This window comes from Micromonospora sp. NBC_00858, from assembly GCF_045207365.1.
In the GTDB taxonomy this organism is placed as follows: domain Bacteria; phylum Actinomycetota; class Actinomycetes; order Mycobacteriales; family Micromonosporaceae; genus Micromonospora.
Genome location: NZ_CP108828.1, coordinates 3,144,122 through 3,161,445, shown reverse-complemented (window position 1 = coordinate 3,161,445; position 17,324 = coordinate 3,144,122). Strand labels below are relative to the sequence as shown.

Below are 17,324 nucleotides of genomic sequence, written 5' to 3'. Positions count from 1 at the left end.
GCCGGCCGCCCCCACACCGAGCAGTCGAAGGGTGGAACCGCGTGCGTCACCCCCTCTGGCCACGTCGCCTCCGCACCGGTGCGGCGGCCCTCGCCGCCACTGTCGCCGCCGTCGCGCTGACCGTCGTCCCGGTCGGGCCGGCCGCCGCGGCGGACAACGGCGAATGGGCGGTCGTGCCCACCCCGCCGGCCAACGCCGGGCCCACCCCCCGGCTCTACTTCTTCCTCGAGTCACCCACCGGCCGGACCCTCACCGACTCGGTGCGGGTGATCAACCGCACCGACACCGAGCGCACCTTCACCGTGTACGGCGCGGACGCCTACAACACCGCACGCGACGGCGGGTTCGCGCTGCGCCAGCTCAACGAGAAGCAGTCGGACGTCGGGATCTGGACGGCGGTCGGCGCCGGCACCGTGGTGATCCCGCCCAAGGCGCAGGCCGACATCCCGTTCGCCATCACCATCCCGACGAACGCCAGCCCCGGCGACCACGTCGGCGGCATTGTCGCGATGGAGTCCGTCCCGGGCGGCCGGAGCGAGAGCAACGGCGTCGCCGTCGCGGTGCAGCGGGCCGTCGGCGCCCGCATCTACCTGCGCGTCGCCGGGCCGGAGGTGCCCGGGCTCAACCTCGCCGATCTGGACCTGACGCACCCGACGCCGTGGCTGCCCACACCGGTCGACGGTGCCCTGGAATACACCCTGGCCAACACCGGCAACCTGCGCCTCGCCCCCACCATCACGGTCACCGCCTCCGGCATGTTCGGACATCAGATCCGCCAACGTGGCGCCACCCCACAGCTCGACCTGGTTCCGGGCGCCGAGTCGCGGATGCGTGCCCAGTTCACCGGGCTGTGGCCGGTCGACGTCGTCACCGCCACCGTGACGGCGAAGGCCGACGGTGGCGTGCTGACGGTACGGACCACCCGTACCGTCGTGGTCTCCTGGACCGGCCTCGCCGCACTCGCCGCGCTGATCGCCGCCGGGGTCCTGGCCTGGCGCAGGCGCCGCCGCACCCAGGTGGCCCGCCCCCGGGGCGTCCGGCGCGTCCGCGCGCATGCGGAGGTCGGATGACGAGGATCGGGCGCACCCTGACCGCCGTCGTGTGCGTGCTGGCCGCCGGGCTGGCACTGCCCACCGGCCCGGCGTGGGCGGCCGAGGGACTCACCCTCGCCGCCCCGGCGGCGGCACCGGGCGACCGGCTCGGGGTGACCGGCACCGGCTGGCCCGGCGGCGCGCTGGTCCAACTCGTCACCTGCGGGCAGCTTGCCATCGCCGGTTCGGCCTCCTGCGACACCCGGGCCGCCCTGGCCGTTCCGGTGCGCCCGGACGGCACCTTCGCGGTCCAGCTCGTGCTCGGCACCCCACCGGTGCCCTGCCCGTGCGTCGTGCACGCCACGCTGGTCGGCGGCGCCGCGCGCGGCCAGGCCGACGCGCCCCTGGAACTCACCGGGCACGCCATAGGGGACACGCCGACGGTCTCGGCCGCCCCGGTCCGGCTCGACCTGGTCGAGGCGAGGATCGCCGGCCGGCCGGGCTGGCGGAGCCTGTTCGGCGCGGCGGCGACCCGGACCCTCGTCTACACCGTGCACAACCCCGGGCCGCAGCCGCTGCCCAACCCGCCCCTCAACGTCCGGGTCGGCCGGGACGGCGGCGGCGACCGGGTCAGCACGCCCGGTACCGGCGACATCCGGCCGGGCGAGACGCGCACCTACCGGGTGCCCGTCATCACCCCGTTCGCCGCGTTCGGCCGGTACACCGTGCAGGCCGACCTGGGTGGGTTCGGCCGGTTCGAGGTGACGCTCCGGACGTACCCCTGGGGCCTGTTCGTGGTGCACCTGCTCGGCGGGGCGCTGATCGTCGTGGGTGTCGCCCGCCGCATCGCCAACCGCCGTAACCACCTGCCGCTGCCCGCGATGGCCGCCGCCCCGGCCGGCACGCTGCTGCCGTCCGTCGTGCGGGTCGGCTCGCTCGGGGCGTACCTCGTCTTCGACGACGCTCCCGGTGCCGGTCAGCTACGTCGGCGAGCCGGCGCCCACCTGAGCGTCGCCGCGCTGCGGGACCTGCTCGGCGACGCCGGACTGCCAAACGGAGCCAGCGCCGAGGGGGCCGCGGTCATCGACCTCGCCGCCCTCGACGCGGTGCTCGCCGCCCGCCCGGGCGCGGCCACGCTGGCCGGAGCACGCGGCGGCAACCAGACCGCCGCCGCCGTGATCGATCTGGCCGCCCTCGACACCTACCTCGGGAGCCATCGATGAGCCGCGATCCTGGCACCCACGCCGTCGGCCGGGACCGGAGCCTGACGGTACGGGCGGCCGTCGCCACCGTCGCCGCGCTGCTCGCCTTCGTCGGCTGCGGCGCGGTGCTGCCCGGCGTGGGCGGCGCCGACGGCACCGGCGTCGGGCCCGGCGTCACCGCCGACGCGGTCACCGTCGTGTTCGTCGGCACCGACCTGACCAAGACGGCGAACCTGACCGGGTTCAACACCGCCTCGGCCGGCGACCCGGTGCGCCAGATGCGGGCGCTGGAGAGCCACGTCAACGCCAACGGCGGCATCGGCGGCCGGCGGATGCGGGCGATCTTCCGCAACTACGAGGCGAGCGACGACTCACCGGCCGCCGAGGAGAAGCTCTGCAACCAGATCACCCAGGACGACCGGGCGTTCGCGGTCGTGCTCACCGGTCAGTTGCAGGCCAACGCCCGCCCCTGCTACGCACAGCGGCACACCCTGGTGCTGGACGCCACCCTGATCACCATCGACCAGGCGACGAACGAGCGGCTCGCGCCGTACCTGTTCGCCCCGGCCTACCCCGCGTACGACGACTTCGTACGCGCGTACCTGCCGGCGCTGGCCGCGCAGGGCTTCTTCGACGGGGCCAGGCAGGCGGGCATCGTCGCGGTGGACGCACCGGCCAACCGGGCGATGTACGAGCAGCACGTGGTGCCGTACCTGAAGCAGCGGGGAATCACCCCGACCCCGGCCTGGATCGACAGCACCGACCTGGGCACCCTCAACACGGGGCTCAACCAGGCCGCCGTCGACCTGCGGGCCAAGCGCGTCGAGCGGGTCTTCTTCCTCGGCGGGACCCGGCTGGCCTCCTTCTTCCTCACCTCGGCCACCGCGCAGGGCTTCACCGCCCGGTACGGCATCTCCAGCTACGACAATCCCAGCTTCCTGATCGGCAACCCGGACATCATCCCGCGCGAGGCGCTGACCGGGGCGGTGGGCATCGGCTTCAACCCCAGCCAGGACGTCGCCGACCGGGAGTACGCCTTCCCCGCCACCGACGCCGAACGCACCTGCCTGGGCATCTTCGCCGCGGGGGGTGAGTCGTTCGGCACCCGCGAGAACGCCCGGGTGGCGTTCCCGTACTGCGACGCGGTCCTGCTGCTGCAGGCCGGCGCGAAGGACCTCGGCGCGGACCTCAACGCGCACCGGTGGCTGGCGGCCGTGGGCAGGCTCGACACGCCGTTCCAGCCGGCGACCGGATTCTCCGGGCGGCTCGGCCCGGGCCGGTTCGCCGCCTCGAACGGCTACCGGGCGTTCGGCTACGACAGCGGCTGCGCCTGCTTCACCTACCGCGGGGAGGACGTGTCCTTTGCGACCCGATGATGACACCCGCCCCAGCGTCCCGCCGGGTATCGCCCGTGACGGTGCGGGGGCATGGCGTTCCCGGAGCGCGGGCTGGGGCGCGGGTACGGCCGGCGGCCTCCTGACCGGGGTGCCGCTGCTCGGCGCCGCAGGACTCGCCCGGGGTCTCGGTGTCGACCTGACCAGCGTGCTGGCCGCGGTGATCGCCGCCGCGGTGGTCGGCGCGGCCGCGACCGTCGCGGTCGTACAGCGGGTACCGCACCGTCATCCGGTACGGGCCGCGCTGCTCGCCGGCGCAGGGCTGGGCGCCGCGCTGCTGCTGGTGGTCAACGTCGCGCCCCCGGTGCCGGGGCTGTTCGCGCTCACCGCGCTCGGGCTGCCCTGGGCGGTCCTGGTGGTGGCCGGCCGCGCGGTCGCCGCCGCGACGGCCACCCTGCGGTACTGGCACGTGGGGTTGCTGAACGGGCTCGGCCTGGCCGCGCTGCTCGCCGCTGGCACCGGCGGCGGGTCCGGGTACCACTGGGCGGAGGCGGGCGTCCTCGCGGCGCTCGGCGTACTGGCCGGCGTGACCGCCGCGGAACTGCCGGGCGATGTCGGCTGGCCACCGGCGCTGCGCACTCTGTTCGACAACGCCACCCGCCCGCCCACCGCACGTACCGCCGTGCTGGCCCAGGCCGGCCTCGGCCTGGTCGTGCCCGGTGCGCTGGTCTTCGCCGCCGACGTGCTGCGCGCCGGGTTCGGCCTCGGTCCGCGCGGCGCCGTCGGTGTGGTCGGCGACGCGCTGCTCGCCGGAGCCGCGCTTGCGGTGCTGCTGCGCGGCGAGCGGCCGCTGCGCCTCGCCGTCGCCGCAGCCCCGGCCGGGCTGCTCGTCGCCGCCGGTGCGCTGCTCGTCGGGGACGCCCCCGCCGCGGTCGGCGTCGTGCTGTTCGCATCGGGCCTGGCCGTCGCCGTCGGTGCGCTGGTCGCGCTCGCCGTCGCGGGCGAGCGCGTCGCCGCCGAGGTGCTCCATCCGGACGCCCGCCCCGCGTTCGCGGCGGCGGCGTCGGTGCTGTCCCTGGCCGGTGGCCTGGGCGGCGCCGGTCTGCTCGCCCTGCTCAATACCCGATACGGTGCCGTTCCGGCGTTGGCGGTGGCCGCGGCGGCGGTGCTGGTCGGCGCCGGCTACGCCCGGCGGCTGCGGCGCACCGCCACGGCCGACGCCGAGCGGTTGGCGCGGGTGCTCGCCGACGAGGCGGAGGTCGCCCGGCTACGGCACAGCGGCGCGCGTCCCGTCGCTCTCTCCTGCTCCGGAATCGACGCGGCGTACGGTCCGGTCCAGGTGCTCTACGACGCGGCCGTACGCGTCGACGACGGCGAGCTGGTCGCGATCTGCGGCCCGAACGGGGTCGGCAAGACCACGTTGCTGCGGGTGCTCTCCGGGCTGCACCGCCCCGCCGCCGGGGTGGTCCGGCTCGGCGGGGTCGACGTGACCGCGCTGACCGCGCCCCGCCGGATCGAGCTCGGCATGTCCACAGTGGTCGGCCAGGCGGTGTTCGGCTCGCTCACCGTCACCGAGAACCTGCGCATGCACGGCTACGCGCTGGGTCGGCGCAGCGACGCCGTGCACCGGGGGGTCGACGGGGCGTTCGCCGTCTTCCCCCGCCTTTACGAGCGGCGGGACCAGGTCGCCGCCACCCTGTCGGGCGGTGAGCGGCAACTGCTCGTGCTCGCCAAGACGCTGATCCAGCGCCCCCGGATGCTGCTGGTCGACGAGCTGTCGCTCGGCCTGGCCCCGGTCGTCGTCGGCGGCCTGCTGGAGATGCTGCGCCGGCTCAACGCGCTGGGCACCTCGCTGCTGGTGGTGGAGCAGTCGGTCAATGTGGCGCTGTCGCTGGCCGACCGGATCTATTTCATGGAGAAGGGTGCGATGGTCGCCGAGCACACCGCGGGCGAACTGGCCGGTCGGCCGGACCTGGTCCGGGCCCTGATGCTCGGCGGCCACGCGCCGGCCGAGGACGCCGAGCCCGCGCCCCAGGCACAGGGCGGCGCGCCCGCGCCGGAGGCCGCTCCGGCGGCCAGGGCGGTGATCCGGTGATCGACGGATTCGACTTCGGCCCGGACCGCATCGTGCTGGGCCTGTTCACCGGCCTCACGTACGGGCTGCTGGCGGTCGGGCTGGTGCTGGTCTACCGGTCCAGCCGGTTCGTCAACTTCGCACACGGCGCGGTCGGGGTGTTCGGCGCCGCCGTGCTCGGCCGGCTGGTCGGTGACGGCGTGCTGCCGTACTGGCTCGCCCTGCCGGCCGGGATGCTCGCCGCCGCCGCGGTCGCCGGCGCGATCGAGCTGAGCGTGGTCCGCCGGCTGCGGCACCGGCCCCGGGTGATCGGCATGATCGCCACCCTCGGGCTGTCCCAGTTCGTGCTCGTGCTCGCCCTGCTGGTGAACAGCTCGGGGGCCAGCGGCCCAACATTCCCGACGCCGCCCGGCATGCCGTCGTTCACCGTCGGCAACACCCCGGTCGGCCCGGCGTTCACCGCGATGCTGCTGCTCACGCCGGTGCTGCTGGTCGGGCTCGCCATGTTTCTCAAGCGCAGCCGGTTCGGGCTGGCGATCCGGGCCGCCGCCGACGCCCCCGACGCGGCCACCCTCAACGGCGTCACCGCGGCCCGGATGGCGACCCTGGCCTGGTCGATCGCCGGCGCCGTCGCCGCCTTCTCGGCGATCCTCGTGGCGCCGACCCAAGGCACCCAGTCGATCGAGTCGCTCGGCCCGGCCCTGCTGGTGCGGGGCCTCGCCGGCGCGGTGATCGCCCGGTTCTCCTCCGTCCCGATCGCGTTCGGCGCCTCGCTGGGCATCGGGGTGGGGGAGCAGATCCTGCTGTCCGGTCGGTCCAGCGGCGGCCTCGTTGAGCTGGCCCTCGTCGCGGTCATCCTGGTCGCGCTGCTCGCCCAGCCGGTCCGCGCCCGCCGCGATGGCGAGGACGGCGGCTGGGGCCGGATCGGCGCACCGGCGCTGCCCGCCGCGTACCAGCGGGTCTGGCTGCTGCGCAACCTGGGCCGGGTCGTCGCCGGGGTGGGCTTCGCCATCGCCGCCGTGCTGGCCTTCGTGATCAGCAACGAGAGCGCCTCGGTGCTCATCGCGATCATCGGCTTCACCCTGGTCGGCCTGTCGATCGGGCTGGTCACCGGCGTGGCCGGCGAGCTGTCCCTGGGCCAGTTCGCGTTCGCCGGCATCGGCGCCGCGGTGTCGGTGCAGGTCTCCGTGCGGACCGGCAACCTGTTCCTCGGGATCCTCGCCGGCTGCGCGGCGGCAGCGCTGGCCGCAGTCGCGGTCGGAGTGCCGGCGCTGCGCCTGCGCGGGCTCGCCCTCGCCGTCACCACGCTCGCCTTCGCGCTGGCCACCAGCGCGTTCCTGCTGCGACAGGGCTGGCTGCTCGGCGACGGTGCGCAGGTACCCAAGCCGCGCATCCTCGGCCACACCTTCGACCTGGCTACCGACTACTACCTGTTCGCGCTGGTGGTGCTGCTGCTCGGCCTGTGGGTCACCGCCAACCTGCGCACCGGTGCCTTCGGGCGGATCCTGGTGGCGCTGCGCGACAACGCCGACGCCGCCCGGGCGTTCACCGTCGCGGTGCCGCTGCGGGTCCTGCAGGCGTACGCGGTCGCGGGTGCGCTGGCCGGTCTCGGTGGGGCAGTGATCGGCCACGGGCAGACCCAGCTCACCGTCAACACGTTCCCCGCCTCGGCCAGCATCGACGTCGTCGCCACCGTGGTGGTCGGCGGGATCACGCTACTGGGCGGCCCGCTGCTCGGGGCGTTCCTGATCGTCGGCGTGCCCGGATTCCTGGAGTTGGACATCATCGGCCAGGCCGCACTGACCCTGGTCTGGCTGGTCGTGGTGATCGCGCTGCCGGCCGGGCTCGGCGGACCGGTGCTGTGGCTGCGGGACCGGTTCGCCGCGCTGATCGCCCGCGGCCGCAGCGCACCGGCACCGTCCGCCGCCGATCAGGCGGCCGGATCCGTGGCCGGGCCGCCGCCGGCCGCCGCCAGATCCGGTGGCTCGATCACGCTGCCGCCGCGCACCGTCCCGCTGCGACCGGCGGTGACCGGCGAGCCGCTGCTCTCGGTGCGCGGGGTGGCCCGCTCCTACGGCGGCGTGCGGGCCGTCGCCGGGGCCAGCCTCGACGTCGACGCCGGCGAGGTGGTCGGCATCATTGGCCCGAACGGGGCCGGCAAGACCACCCTGTTCGAGATCATCGCCGGCTTCACCCGCCCCGACCGGGGCGCGGTCCTGTTCGCCGGCCGCCCGGTCACCGGGCTGTCGCCGCAGCGGCGGGCCGGTCTCGGGCTGGTGCGCTCGTTCCAGGACGCCCGGCTCTTCGCCACCATGACGGTGCTGGAGACCGTCATGGTGGCCGGCGAACGCGCCGCGCCGACCAGCCTCGTCGCGGCGGCTCTCGGTGCCACCGGCCCCGACCGGGCCAAGCGCCGCCGGGCCGAGGAACTCGTCACGCTGATGGGTCTTGCCCCGCTCGCCGACCGGTTGGTCGGGGAGCTGTCCACCGGTACCCGCCGGATCGTCGAGATCACCTGCCTGCTGGCGCTGGAGCCGGCACTGCTGCTGCTCGACGAGCCCTCGTCGGGGGTGTCCCAGGCCGACGGCGTCGCGCTGGGCGAGGTGCTGCGCCGGGTCCACGACGAACTCGGGGTCACCATGGTCATCATCGAGCACGACCTGCCGCTGCTCGCCCGGCTCGCCGACCGGCTGGTCGCGATGGACGGCGGCCAGGTCATCGCCGATGGCACCCCGCAGGAGGTCCGCAGCCACCCCGACGTGGTCCGCTCCTACCTCGGTACCGACCACGCCGCCGTCAATCGCTCCGGCACACCCGCTCAGCGTGCGGCGGTGCCGTCGTGAGCCCTGCCCGCGCCGCCCCGCCCCGCCCCATGCCCGTGCCGGCCTGCGCCGAACCTGTCAGGAGATCGCCGTGCGAACCTTCCGCTGCCGGGCGCTCACGCTCGCCGTCCTGTTCGCCACCAGCAGCGGCCTCGCCGTCGTGGTGGCACCCCCGGCCGCGTTCGCCGCGCCGACCCTCACGGTCAGCGCGACCACCGGGCTTACGGACAAGCACCAGGTCATCGTCAACGGTTCGGGCTTCACCCCGAGCCTGAAGCAGATCGCCGTCGGCCAGTGCGTCGCCGGCTTCAAGGGCCCGACCGACTGCAACCTCGCCGGCGGCGCCGCGTTCGTCAACGCCGACGGCAGCGGGAAGCTGCCCACGGTCACCCTGAAGCTGGCCCAGAAGTTCGGCGCGTTCGACTGCACCAAGCAGGAGTGCGTGGTCGCGGCGCAGATCCTGCCCAACAGCGGCAACGCCGACCAGGTCGAGGCCAACAAGGTCTCGGTGGCGTTGACGTTCGGCAAGAAGCCGGCGCAGAAGCCCTCACCGGCAACCCCACCCACGTCTGCGGCACCGTCGGCCACGCCGGCAGCCACGACATCACCCTCGACCAGTCCGGCGGTCGCCGCCGGTACGTCGGCCCCGTCACTGGTCAACGCCAACCCGGTGAGCGCCGGCCCGGACCGGTACGCCGTCACCGTGCTGGTCGGCTCCGGCCTGCTGTTGCTCTGCATCGGCCTGCTCGTGCTGATGCCCTACCGGAACCGGAGGTCCACATGACCCGACGTCGTTTCCCCGTCCGGGCGGCGGCGCTCGCCCTTGTCCTGGCGCCCCTGCTGCTGCTCACGTTTCCGGCGGCGGTCCCCGCCCGGGCGACGCTGCCGGCCGCGGCGGTCGGTCCCACGGCCGCGACGCTGGGCTGCCGGCTCTACTTCAACGACGCCGGTAGCGGCAGCTCGCCGACGGTCTGGCAGGACACCTTCACCCTGACCCAGTCGCCGGCCGCGCCGAAGGTCGGCGACACGGTGACCGTCACGCTCACGGCGCAGGCCGGCCCCGACAACGGGCCGGTGGGGCTGAATGCCGGTGACGTTCCGGTGAACGTCACGCTGGCCCTGGGCGGCTCCCTCTCCGGCAGCGCGACGCTGCGCATGTCCTCGTACCCGGCGCGGGCCGTCGCCCCGGCGGACCCGCTCGGCCCGATCACCGCGACCGGCACCTACTTCGCCGCCGCCGCCGGAGCGGCGACGCTCACCGTCGGGCGGGTCACCTTCGCCAATGCCTCGGCGACGACGCACTGCTCGGCGGCAGGGGACCGCGACCACAAGGCCGCACCGGCACCGACGTCCATCGTGGAGAGCATCACCATCGGCGGTACCGGCACCGCGACCCCACCGCCGAGCCCGTCCGCCTCCGCAACGCCGTCGCCGTCCGCGTCGCCGTCGCCGTCGCTTCCGCCGTCCGCGACGGACGACCCGGCGCCGACGGCAACCGATGAGGTCGACACGCCGGCCCAGCCGTTCGGCCCGAAGAGCGTGAAGCTGAACTGCAAGACGCTGAGCAGCCTCTCGGCGTGGACCGCCACGCACACGCTGAGCATGTCGCCCAGCAACCCCGGGCGGGGTGCCAAGGTGACGGTGAGCCTGAAGTTCTCGGCCGGCCCGAAGAGCGGACCGGTGGCGGTCGGCGCCGGTGATCTGGTGCCCAAGGCGACCGTCAAGGTCGGCGGGGTGGGCAGCGGCACGGTGAACCTGACGGGCCCGGCGTACGGCGCGATCGGCGCCTACGCGGCCCTGCCCGGCGCGACGCTGACCGGGACCTACACCACCTCGCAGCCGGGGCTGGTCTCGCTGACGGTCACCAACATCGTCTTCGACCACGCCCAGGTCGACACCGAGTGCAACGCGGGCGTCGACCCGGTGACCGGCCCGGAGGCGACGTCGATCGTCGCCAAGTTCACGGTGAAGTCGCGGGCCGCGACCGACGACGAGGGCGAAGGCGACGGCGGAGGCGACGGGTCGCTGCCGACCACGGGCGAGGGAGGCGTGACGGCGCTGCTGCTGCTCTGGTCGAGCGCGGTGCTCGTGCTCGGTATCGGCCTCGTCGTGGTGCTGCCGAGGCGTCGCGGTATCCCGCGGAGCTGAGCCAGCAAACGGCGCCGGGGCGGGGACGCGTCCCCGCCCCGGCGCCGTTGCGTACCGCCGACAGCGCCGGTGGCAGAGGGTCGCTCAGCGGTTGAGGGAGAACTCGGCACCTTGGACGTACTCCATCGCCTTGACGAACTCGGGGTCGTTGAGCCTGCGATTCATCTCTTCCTCGGTTGGCTCCGCCACCCGCTGGTGGATCCACCACAGGTTGCCGAACGGGTCGCGGAACCGGCTGACCCGGTCGCCCCAGAACAGCTCGGTCGGGTCGGTGACAACGGTCGCGCCGTGTTCGACCGCCCGGCGTAGCACCTCGGCGTCGTCGGCAACGTAGAGGCGCAGGAAGGCCGGCGTCTGCGGCCAGTCCGGCTTGTCGAACATCATCACGACGGAGTCCCCGATGCGGACCTCGGCATGGCCGATCACCCCGCCCACGTCCAGTCGAGCCAACTCGGTGGCGTCGAAGACACTGACGACGAAGTCGATCAACTGTGCCGTGTTCCCCGGAGAGATCATCCACGGGGTGACGGTGTGGTAGCTGTCGGGGACAACCTTCATCGCTCATCTCCTCGTTTCGGCACACTGTCCGTGCACCGCCAGGAACCACGCTAGAGCTCATGTAGGCCAACTCCGGGCCTATATGAGGAGGGCACCATGGGAACGTGAATGACACGTCGGCCCGCCTGCTGCGACTGCTGTCCCTGCTCCAGACGCCCCGGGAATGGCCGGGCAGCGAACTCGCCGAACGACTCCAGGTCGCCCCACGCACCGTGCGCCGGGACGTCGACCGACTGCGTGAGCTCGGCTACCCGGTTCAGGCCACCAGGGGCGCGCAGGGCGGGTACCGGCTCGTGGCGGGCAAGGCGATGCCGCCGCTGCTGCTCGATGATGAGGAGGCCGTGGCCATCGCCGTCGGCCTGCGCACAGCGGCCCGGCAGCCGGTCGCCGGAATCGCCGAGGCGTCGCTGCGGGCGCTGGCCAAGCTACAGCAGGTGCTTCCGCCCCGGCTGGGCCGCCGTGTCAGTGCCCTCACCGCGACCGCCCTGCCGACACCCGCAGCTTCGGCCTCGCTGGTCGACCCCACGCAGTTGACAGTCCTCGCCGCTGCGGCCTCGACCAACGAACGCGTCCGGTTCACCTACCGCAACCACGACGGCGTCGTCAGCCGGCGGCTCGTCGAACCACACCGGCTGGTCGTGGTCGGCCGTCGCTGGTATCTGCTCGCCCACGACAACGAGCGCAACGACTGGCGGACCTTTCGTATCGACCGCATCGACAATGCCCAGACCACCGGGACGCGGCTGCCGCCGCGCGATCCACCGGCCGATGACCTGGCCGCGTTCGTCGCCAGTCAGCTCTACGACCTGGCACCGGTCTTCCGGGCGGTGGTGACGCTCGCCCTGCCGGCCGGATCACCCGTGCCGTGACACCCGGAACCTGAGAGGGTGGTTCGAACCACCCTCTCAGTACTCGCGCAGCAGGGAACCGGCGCCGTAGACCTTGTCGAGGATCCCGTTCTCGCGCAGCGCCATCCACCAGGTCGCCGCGTTGATGGCGATCACCGGCTTGCCGAGCCAGCGTTCGGCCTCGTCGGCCAGCCCGACCATCGACAGGTTGGTGCCGCACTGGACCAGGGCGTCCACGTCCGGGCCGTCCACCGCCAGCAGCGCCCGGCGCAACTCGTCCTCTGTGACGTGGGCGATGGAGACCGCGGTCGGGCACTTGAGCCCTTCGATCGCGGCCACCTCGAAACCGATCTCGGAGAAGAACTGCACCACGTTCGTGTCGCCGATCGGCTGGTACGGCGTCACCACGCCGATCCGGCGCGCGCCGTAGAGGCGCAGTGCCCGCTCGCACGCCTCCGCCCCGGTCGCCACCTCCAGCCCGGTGACCTCCTTGATCTGGGCGACGAATTGCCGGTTGCCCTCGACGCCGCCCCAGAACGTCTCCGCGGACATGCCCATCACCATGTAGTCGGGCTCGCAGGTCAGTACCCGCTCGCAGGCCCCGCCGATCTCGTCGCGGATCTGCGTCAGGAGGTTCTCGAAGTTGCTGTCGCTGGACAGGTCCTGGTTGCGGATGTGGATCCGGGAGAAGTGTGCGGTCACACCGGGCACCGTCATCCGGTAGAAGTCCGGCTCCACGATGGTGTTGGTCGACGGGGCGATGACGCCGAACTTGCGGCGCCAGCCGAGCGCGTCGGTCATGACGTAACGGCTCCTTCCTGGGCGGGGGTCGGGTGAGGATTGGCCGAGGCCAGGGTGTGGGCGCGCGCGGTCAGCCACGCCGCGACCAGCAGCGCCGCCTGGCCGAGGGTGTTGGTGCCCTGCTCCACCCACTGCATGGCCAAGGTCTCGTGATCGGGGTGGTTGCGCAGCGGCACCAGCAGCAGCACACAGGCCAGCCCGGCGACGTAGAGCGCCACCGCGCCCCAGGCGCGCCGTCGGCCGGCGATGACCGCGGCCAGGACGCTGATGGTGGTCACACCCGTGGTGGCGAGGGCGAACACCGGTTGGAGGATGGCGTACGCGATCGCCACGCCAGCGGTGGTGGCCAGCACGGCGGCGAACGGCCACCACGGCACGCTGCGCCCGCGCAGCGCGCCGGCCAGGCCCCAGATCAGTCCGACCGCGCCGAGCGCCATCAGCGGGAACAGCGCCGCCTCCAACCAGGGCAGGTCGACCGAGAACCCGGCCAGCAGCAGCTTCCAGGTCGACTTGGCCAGGCCGCCGAGGCCGATCAGGACGGCGCCGACCCGGGCGACCGGGCCCACCCGGGGCACGATCCGACCGGACAGCCCGGCCAGGATCCAGAACCCGACCAGCGCCAGACCGGTCGGCACGAAGTCCTCCAGCGCGAGGAGAACGGTGTAGTCGCTGCCGTTCACAGCACACGGTCGCGCCGGGTCATGCGCGGCCGCCGACGGAGTCCCCGAAGAGGTCGCGCTTGCGGAAGCCGGCACCAGCGAACCGGGCGGCGGCCTTGCGGCTGGTCAGCCAGGCGGCCCGGCTGCCGTTGCGGCCCCCGGCGAGCACCCGGTCGGCCAGCCACGGGGTGACCGTCTCCACCCGGTCGCCGAGGATGTTGAAGATCTTCTTGGCCTTCGCCAGCTCGTCCGGCGGGTAGTCGTGGGTGAGCAGGTCGGTCACGACGATGCCGGGCGAGAGGTGGTGCACGGTGACCTTGTCGGCGACCCCGGCTGCGGCGAGCTCCTTGGCCAGCCCGTCGGTCAGGTAGGTGACCGCACGCTTCGACGCCCCGTACCCGGTCAGCCCTGGCCGGGCCTGGCCGTTGGAGCCGAAGCCCTCCATGTTCCACAGCGCGCCGTGGCCCTGCCTGACCATCGCGGCGAGCACCACCGCGCTGGCCCGGGCCACCCCGCCGAGGTTCGCCGCGAGCACCCCGTCCAGCTCCGCCGGTGCCAGCTCCCACAGCGGGCGGCGGGCATGGTTCGTGCCCGCGTTGTTGATCCAGATGTCGACGCCACCGAACGCCTCGGCGGCGGCCGACCACAGCGCGGACACGTCGGCGCGGTCGGTGACGTCCGCGCGCACCCCGAGCACCTCGGCGCCGGCCGACGCCGAGGCGTCGGAGCGCAGCGCGACGAGCGCCGTGGCCACCGACTCCGCGCTGCGTCCGCAGAACGCGACCCGGGCGCCGCGGGCCAGCAGCGCGCGCACCAGGCCGGCGCCGATCCCGCGGGTGCCGCCGGTCACCACCACCGCGGTCATCCGGCCGGCTCCCAGGCGAGCAGGCCGTGCAGGACGCTGTCCAGCACGTTGCCCCGGAACAGCTCGTACACCACGGCGAGGCGCCCACCGGCGGACATGCCCGGCTCGGCGTCGATGGCGAACTCGCGACCCTTGACCTTCCACACGTCGCCGCCGTCGGCGTGAAAGTGCCAGGACGGGTAGCTGGCCCGGCCGAAGCCCTGCGCGTTACCCCAGGCGTCCGGGCCCTCGAAGAACAGCCGGTCGCCGTCGCGGCGCTGCTCGACCACGTACTGCCGGTCCAGGCCGGCGCCGGTCCAGCCCACCACCCGGCGGGTACGGAGCAGGTCGATCGGCTCCAGGCCGAGGCGCACCGCGACCTTGCCGCGCAGCTGCTGGTCGGCGCCCCACAGCTCGCAGCTACCGGTGAACGCGCCGGCCTGCTTGGTCGGCAGGATGTACGGCACCGGACCGCGCCGCTCCTCGGCGGACAGGAACCGCGCCACCCGCTCCCGGGTGTCCGGGTTGGTGTCGTGGTCGAAGCTTCGGGTGTAGACGCCGTTGAAGCAGCCCACCACCGCCCAGCCCTGGTAGAGCATCGACGAGTAGACCTGGGTCTCGCCGTCGGGCAGCACCTGGTTCCAGGTGTTCAGGTCGACCTGCCAACCGGGGCCGTAGTAGTGCGAGTCCACGAAGGACCCGTACGGCTGGCCGGTGCCGAAGAAGTCGGGGCCGGTGTAGACCCGGTCGGCGTCGGAGTCGATCACGCCGAAAGCGAAGGGCGCGCCCAGCCGGTAGCGCCCGGCCAGCTCGCCCCCGCCGACCAGCCCACCGTCCATGTAGTACGTGGTGACGCCGTCGGCGAAGACCGACGAGCGGCGGATCTCCTCGAAGCCCTGCCAGACGCCGGTGGCGGTGAACAGCGACGGTCGGCCGTGCCATTCGCCGGCGATCCGTTGCTGCCATCCGCTCGGCTCGGCGGCCGCCGGTTCGGTTGTCGGTTCGGTCGGCTCACTCATTGCCGATCAGCTCCGCCCGGATCCGGTCGGTTGCCGGCTCGCCGATCAGCCGGGAGACCCGGGCCCAGACCGGGTCGACGTCGGGGCTGAACAGGTTGACCCGCACGGCGGTGTCCCGGGCGGCCAGGTCGGTGTCGGCCAGGCCGGCCACGACGTCGGCCGGCAGGCCGTCGGTCACCAGCGTGGACCAGTGCTCGGCGTACGCGGATACGGCGGCTCCGATCTTCCGGAACGCCTCCTCGGTGGCCCGGCTGACCAGCATCCACGGCGACATCAGCGCGTGCTGGCGTGGCCCGATGTCGGCCCGGCTCAGCCCGTCCATCGCGTCGGCCTCGGTGAAGACCGCGGTGAGCGGCTGGTACACCGCGTCCATGTAGGGCAGGTGGCTGCTCAGCTCGGCCCGGGGGATCAGGTCGAGGTGGTACGCGTAGTAGTCGCCGCCGTACACCGAGTCCAGGGTGAAGTGCGGGACCGCGCTGTCGGCGGCGGTGAAGGCGAAGACCATGTGGCTGTCGAGGCGGATCATCGGGACGACCAGCCCGACGTAGACCACCTTGGCCACCGGCTGGCCCGGTGCGCCCCGCCAGACCCGCAGCGAACCCACCGGGTCGGGCGACATCGGGCTGCTCAGCGGCTCGTCGATGACCGCGGTGAGCGGGTGCCGGGCGGTCAGGTGGGCCACCGCGTTCTCGCAGAGTTCCAGCGGGAGACTCATGCCTGCTCCTTCGTCGGCGCGCTGTTGGTCGGTTCGGGGCTCGCCTGCGCCTCGGCCCCTGCGGCGGCGTCGGCGCCCTCCTCCTCGGTGATGCGCTTGAGCCCGATCCGCTGCGACTCCGCCACGGTCGGGTGGTCGCCCTTGGCCTTGTGTATCCAGGCGCGGGCCAGCTCCGGGTTCTCCCGGCGGGCTGGCGAGGGGATGACGGTTGCCTCTCGGCGCGGCACGTCGCCCGTCACCCGGTCGGCGTCGGAGAGCATCCAGCCCTGCTCGGCCAGCTCCTGCCGGCGTCGCCGGTAGTGCACCGCGATGAGGTCGCTCTTGACGTGCAGCTCCGCGCCGAGGTCGAACGGGAGCAGCTCGGGGCGGACCTTGTTCACCACCTCGGCGTCCTGGTAGAAGATCCGGATGACGCGCTGCACGGCGTTGCGGTTGGCCCAGGCCCCGGTGAAGAAGGTGCGCAGCGCGACCCACTTGACCAGTGTGGTCGTCTCGTCCACCGGGATGTTGGTGTCGTAGATGATCAGCTCGCCGATCGGCAGCCGGACGTGCAGCTTGATCATGTTGGGCAGCATCCAGCCGGCCGAGGTGACCACCGGCGGGCGGTTGGCCAGGTCCGCGTTGTTGCGGCTGATCAGCGACCAGAGGCCCTTGGAGCGCGGCGGGTGCAGGCTGACCGTGGCGAACGCCGACCACTCGTCGCGCACCTCGACCTCGTACTCAGGAACCTCGGGCTTCTCCCGGTTGCCGAACACACTGCCGTGCACGAAGGGCGCGTGCGCGATGTCGCAGCCGTTCTCCAGGATCCGCTCGTAGTTGGCCTTCCACAGGAACTCGCCGGTCACCGCGCGGTACTTGCCGCCGTTCTCCACCAGGCTGTCGAACTCCGGCCAGACCGGGATCGGCGGCCGCTCGGCCTCGGGCAGGTCGCCCATGAAGACCCAGACGAAGCCGTAGCGCTCCTGCACGGGGTACGAGTCGACCCGGGCCTTGCTCGGGATGCCCCGGCCGGGCTGGTTCGCCGGGATCTTCGTGCACGCCCCGCCCGGCTCGTACTCCCAGCCGTGGTACGGGCAGACGATGTTCTCGCCGGCCGTCCAGCCGCCGGAGAGCGCCGCACCCCGGTGCACGCACAGGTCGGACAGGGCCACCACGCGCCCGCGCGGGGTGCGGTAGAGGGCCAGGTACTGGCCGAGCACGGTGATCCGGGTCGGCTTGTTGGTGACCCGGTCGGAGAACTCGACCGCGTACCAGAAGTTCTTGAGCATG

The 17,324-nt window shown here is 73.3% G+C and carries 15 protein-coding genes; 8 read left to right on the top strand and 7 right to left on the bottom strand.

Annotated features, from left to right (window positions below):
• Positions 1 to 41: 41 nt before the first annotated feature.
• The 7 genes from OG990_RS14780 to OG990_RS14750 all read left to right on the top strand — a co-directional run bounded on the left by OG990_RS14780 (position 42) and on the right by OG990_RS14750 (position 10,611).
• The gene (locus tag OG990_RS14780; RefSeq protein ID WP_406080994.1) at positions 42 to 1,070 is read left to right on the top strand and encodes a WxL protein peptidoglycan domain-containing protein; all 1,029 of its coding nucleotides are present in this window, start codon (positions 42 to 44) and stop codon (positions 1,068 to 1,070) included.
• The gene (locus OG990_RS14775; protein WP_406080992.1) at positions 1,067 to 2,254 is read left to right on the top strand and encodes a hypothetical protein; all 1,188 of its coding nucleotides are present in this window, start codon (positions 1,067 to 1,069) and stop codon (positions 2,252 to 2,254) included. The genes OG990_RS14780 and OG990_RS14775 overlap by 4 nt, the downstream gene beginning before the upstream one ends.
• Positions 2,251 to 3,609, top strand: coding sequence for an ABC transporter substrate-binding protein (locus tag OG990_RS14770; protein WP_406080991.1), 1,359 nt, complete (start codon positions 2,251 to 2,253; stop codon positions 3,607 to 3,609). Before OG990_RS14775 ends, OG990_RS14770 begins: the two co-directional genes overlap by 4 nt.
• Complete coding sequence (locus tag OG990_RS14765) at positions 3,596 to 5,662, top strand: ABC transporter ATP-binding protein (protein WP_406080989.1); 2,067 nt, start codon at positions 3,596 to 3,598, stop codon at positions 5,660 to 5,662. The genes OG990_RS14770 and OG990_RS14765 overlap by 14 nt, the downstream gene beginning before the upstream one ends.
• Positions 5,659 to 8,484, top strand: coding sequence for an ABC transporter permease subunit (locus OG990_RS14760; RefSeq protein ID WP_406080987.1), 2,826 nt, complete (start codon positions 5,659 to 5,661; stop codon positions 8,482 to 8,484). Before OG990_RS14765 ends, OG990_RS14760 begins: the two co-directional genes overlap by 4 nt.
• A gap of 70 nt (positions 8,485 to 8,554) precedes the next feature.
• Entirely contained in the window at positions 8,555 to 9,247 is a 693-nt protein-coding gene (locus OG990_RS14755) for a neocarzinostatin apoprotein domain-containing protein (RefSeq protein ID WP_406080985.1), read from the top strand.
• Positions 9,244 to 10,611, top strand: a complete 1,368-nt coding sequence (locus OG990_RS14750) for a hypothetical protein (RefSeq protein WP_406080983.1) — start codon at positions 9,244 to 9,246, stop codon at positions 10,609 to 10,611. Before OG990_RS14755 ends, OG990_RS14750 begins: the two co-directional genes overlap by 4 nt.
• 84 nt (positions 10,612 to 10,695) lie before the next feature.
• Here the strand turns inward: OG990_RS14750 and OG990_RS14745 are convergent, their stop codons facing one another.
• Positions 10,696 to 11,169: a VOC family protein gene (locus OG990_RS14745; RefSeq protein ID WP_386992472.1), complete on the bottom strand. Its 474-nt coding sequence runs from the start codon at positions 11,167 to 11,169 to the stop codon at positions 10,696 to 10,698.
• 104 nt (positions 11,170 to 11,273) lie between these two features.
• Between OG990_RS14745 and OG990_RS14740 the strand changes: the two genes are divergently transcribed.
• On the top strand, positions 11,274 to 12,038 hold the full coding sequence (locus tag OG990_RS14740) for a helix-turn-helix transcriptional regulator (RefSeq protein ID WP_406080981.1): 765 nt from the start codon (positions 11,274 to 11,276) through the stop codon (positions 12,036 to 12,038).
• 36 nt (positions 12,039 to 12,074) lie between these two features.
• Here the strand turns inward: OG990_RS14740 and OG990_RS14735 are convergent, their stop codons facing one another.
• The 6 genes from OG990_RS14735 to OG990_RS14710 are packed head-to-tail and all read right to left on the bottom strand — an operon-like array spanning position 12,075 to position 17,323.
• Complete coding sequence (locus OG990_RS14735) at positions 12,075 to 12,818, bottom strand: arylmalonate decarboxylase (RefSeq protein WP_386992467.1); 744 nt, start codon at positions 12,816 to 12,818, stop codon at positions 12,075 to 12,077.
• Positions 12,815 to 13,498: a hypothetical protein gene (locus OG990_RS14730; protein ID WP_406080978.1), complete on the bottom strand. Its 684-nt coding sequence runs from the start codon at positions 13,496 to 13,498 to the stop codon at positions 12,815 to 12,817. Before OG990_RS14730 ends, OG990_RS14735 begins: the two co-directional genes overlap by 4 nt.
• A gap of 19 nt (positions 13,499 to 13,517) precedes the next feature.
• Positions 13,518 to 14,342 carry an SDR family NAD(P)-dependent oxidoreductase gene (locus OG990_RS14725; protein WP_406080976.1) on the bottom strand — a complete coding sequence of 275 codons (825 nt, stop codon included), beginning with the start codon at positions 14,340 to 14,342 and terminating at the stop codon, positions 13,518 to 13,520.
• On the bottom strand, positions 14,339 to 15,340 hold the full coding sequence (locus OG990_RS14720; RefSeq protein ID WP_406080975.1) for a hypothetical protein: 1,002 nt from the start codon (positions 15,338 to 15,340) through the stop codon (positions 14,339 to 14,341). Before OG990_RS14720 ends, OG990_RS14725 begins: the two co-directional genes overlap by 4 nt.
• Positions 15,333 to 16,055, bottom strand: a complete 723-nt coding sequence (locus tag OG990_RS14715; RefSeq protein WP_406080974.1) for a hypothetical protein — start codon at positions 16,053 to 16,055, stop codon at positions 15,333 to 15,335. The genes OG990_RS14720 and OG990_RS14715 overlap by 8 nt, the downstream gene beginning before the upstream one ends.
• Positions 16,052 to 17,323, bottom strand: coding sequence for a Rieske 2Fe-2S domain-containing protein (locus OG990_RS14710; RefSeq protein ID WP_406080972.1), 1,272 nt, complete (start codon positions 17,321 to 17,323; stop codon positions 16,052 to 16,054). The genes OG990_RS14715 and OG990_RS14710 overlap by 4 nt, the downstream gene beginning before the upstream one ends.
• Position 17,324 lies beyond the last annotated feature (1 nt).

Coding starts and splice junctions, on each gene's coding strand:
- OG990_RS14775 (WP_406080992.1), top strand. CDS start 1,067: ATGACGAGGATCGGGCGCACCCTGACCGCCGTCGTGTGCGTGCTGGCC.
- OG990_RS14770 (WP_406080991.1), top strand. CDS start 2,251: ATGAGCCGCGATCCTGGCACCCACGCCGTCGGCCGGGACCGGAGCCTG.
- OG990_RS14750 (WP_406080983.1), top strand. CDS start 9,244: ATGACCCGACGTCGTTTCCCCGTCCGGGCGGCGGCGCTCGCCCTTGTC.
- OG990_RS14745 (WP_386992472.1), bottom strand. CDS start 11,169: ATGAAGGTTGTCCCCGACAGCTACCACACCGTCACCCCGTGGATGATC.
- OG990_RS14735 (WP_386992467.1), bottom strand. CDS start 12,818: ATGACCGACGCGCTCGGCTGGCGCCGCAAGTTCGGCGTCATCGCCCCG.
- OG990_RS14725 (WP_406080976.1), bottom strand. CDS start 14,342: ATGACCGCGGTGGTGGTGACCGGCGGCACCCGCGGGATCGGCGCCGGC.
- OG990_RS14720 (WP_406080975.1), bottom strand. CDS start 15,340: ATGAGTGAGCCGACCGAACCGACAACCGAACCGGCGGCCGCCGAGCCG.
- OG990_RS14715 (WP_406080974.1), bottom strand. CDS start 16,055: ATGAGTCTCCCGCTGGAACTCTGCGAGAACGCGGTGGCCCACCTGACC.
- OG990_RS14710 (WP_406080972.1), bottom strand. CDS start 17,323: ATGCTCAAGAACTTCTGGTACGCGGTCGAGTTCTCCGACCGGGTCACC.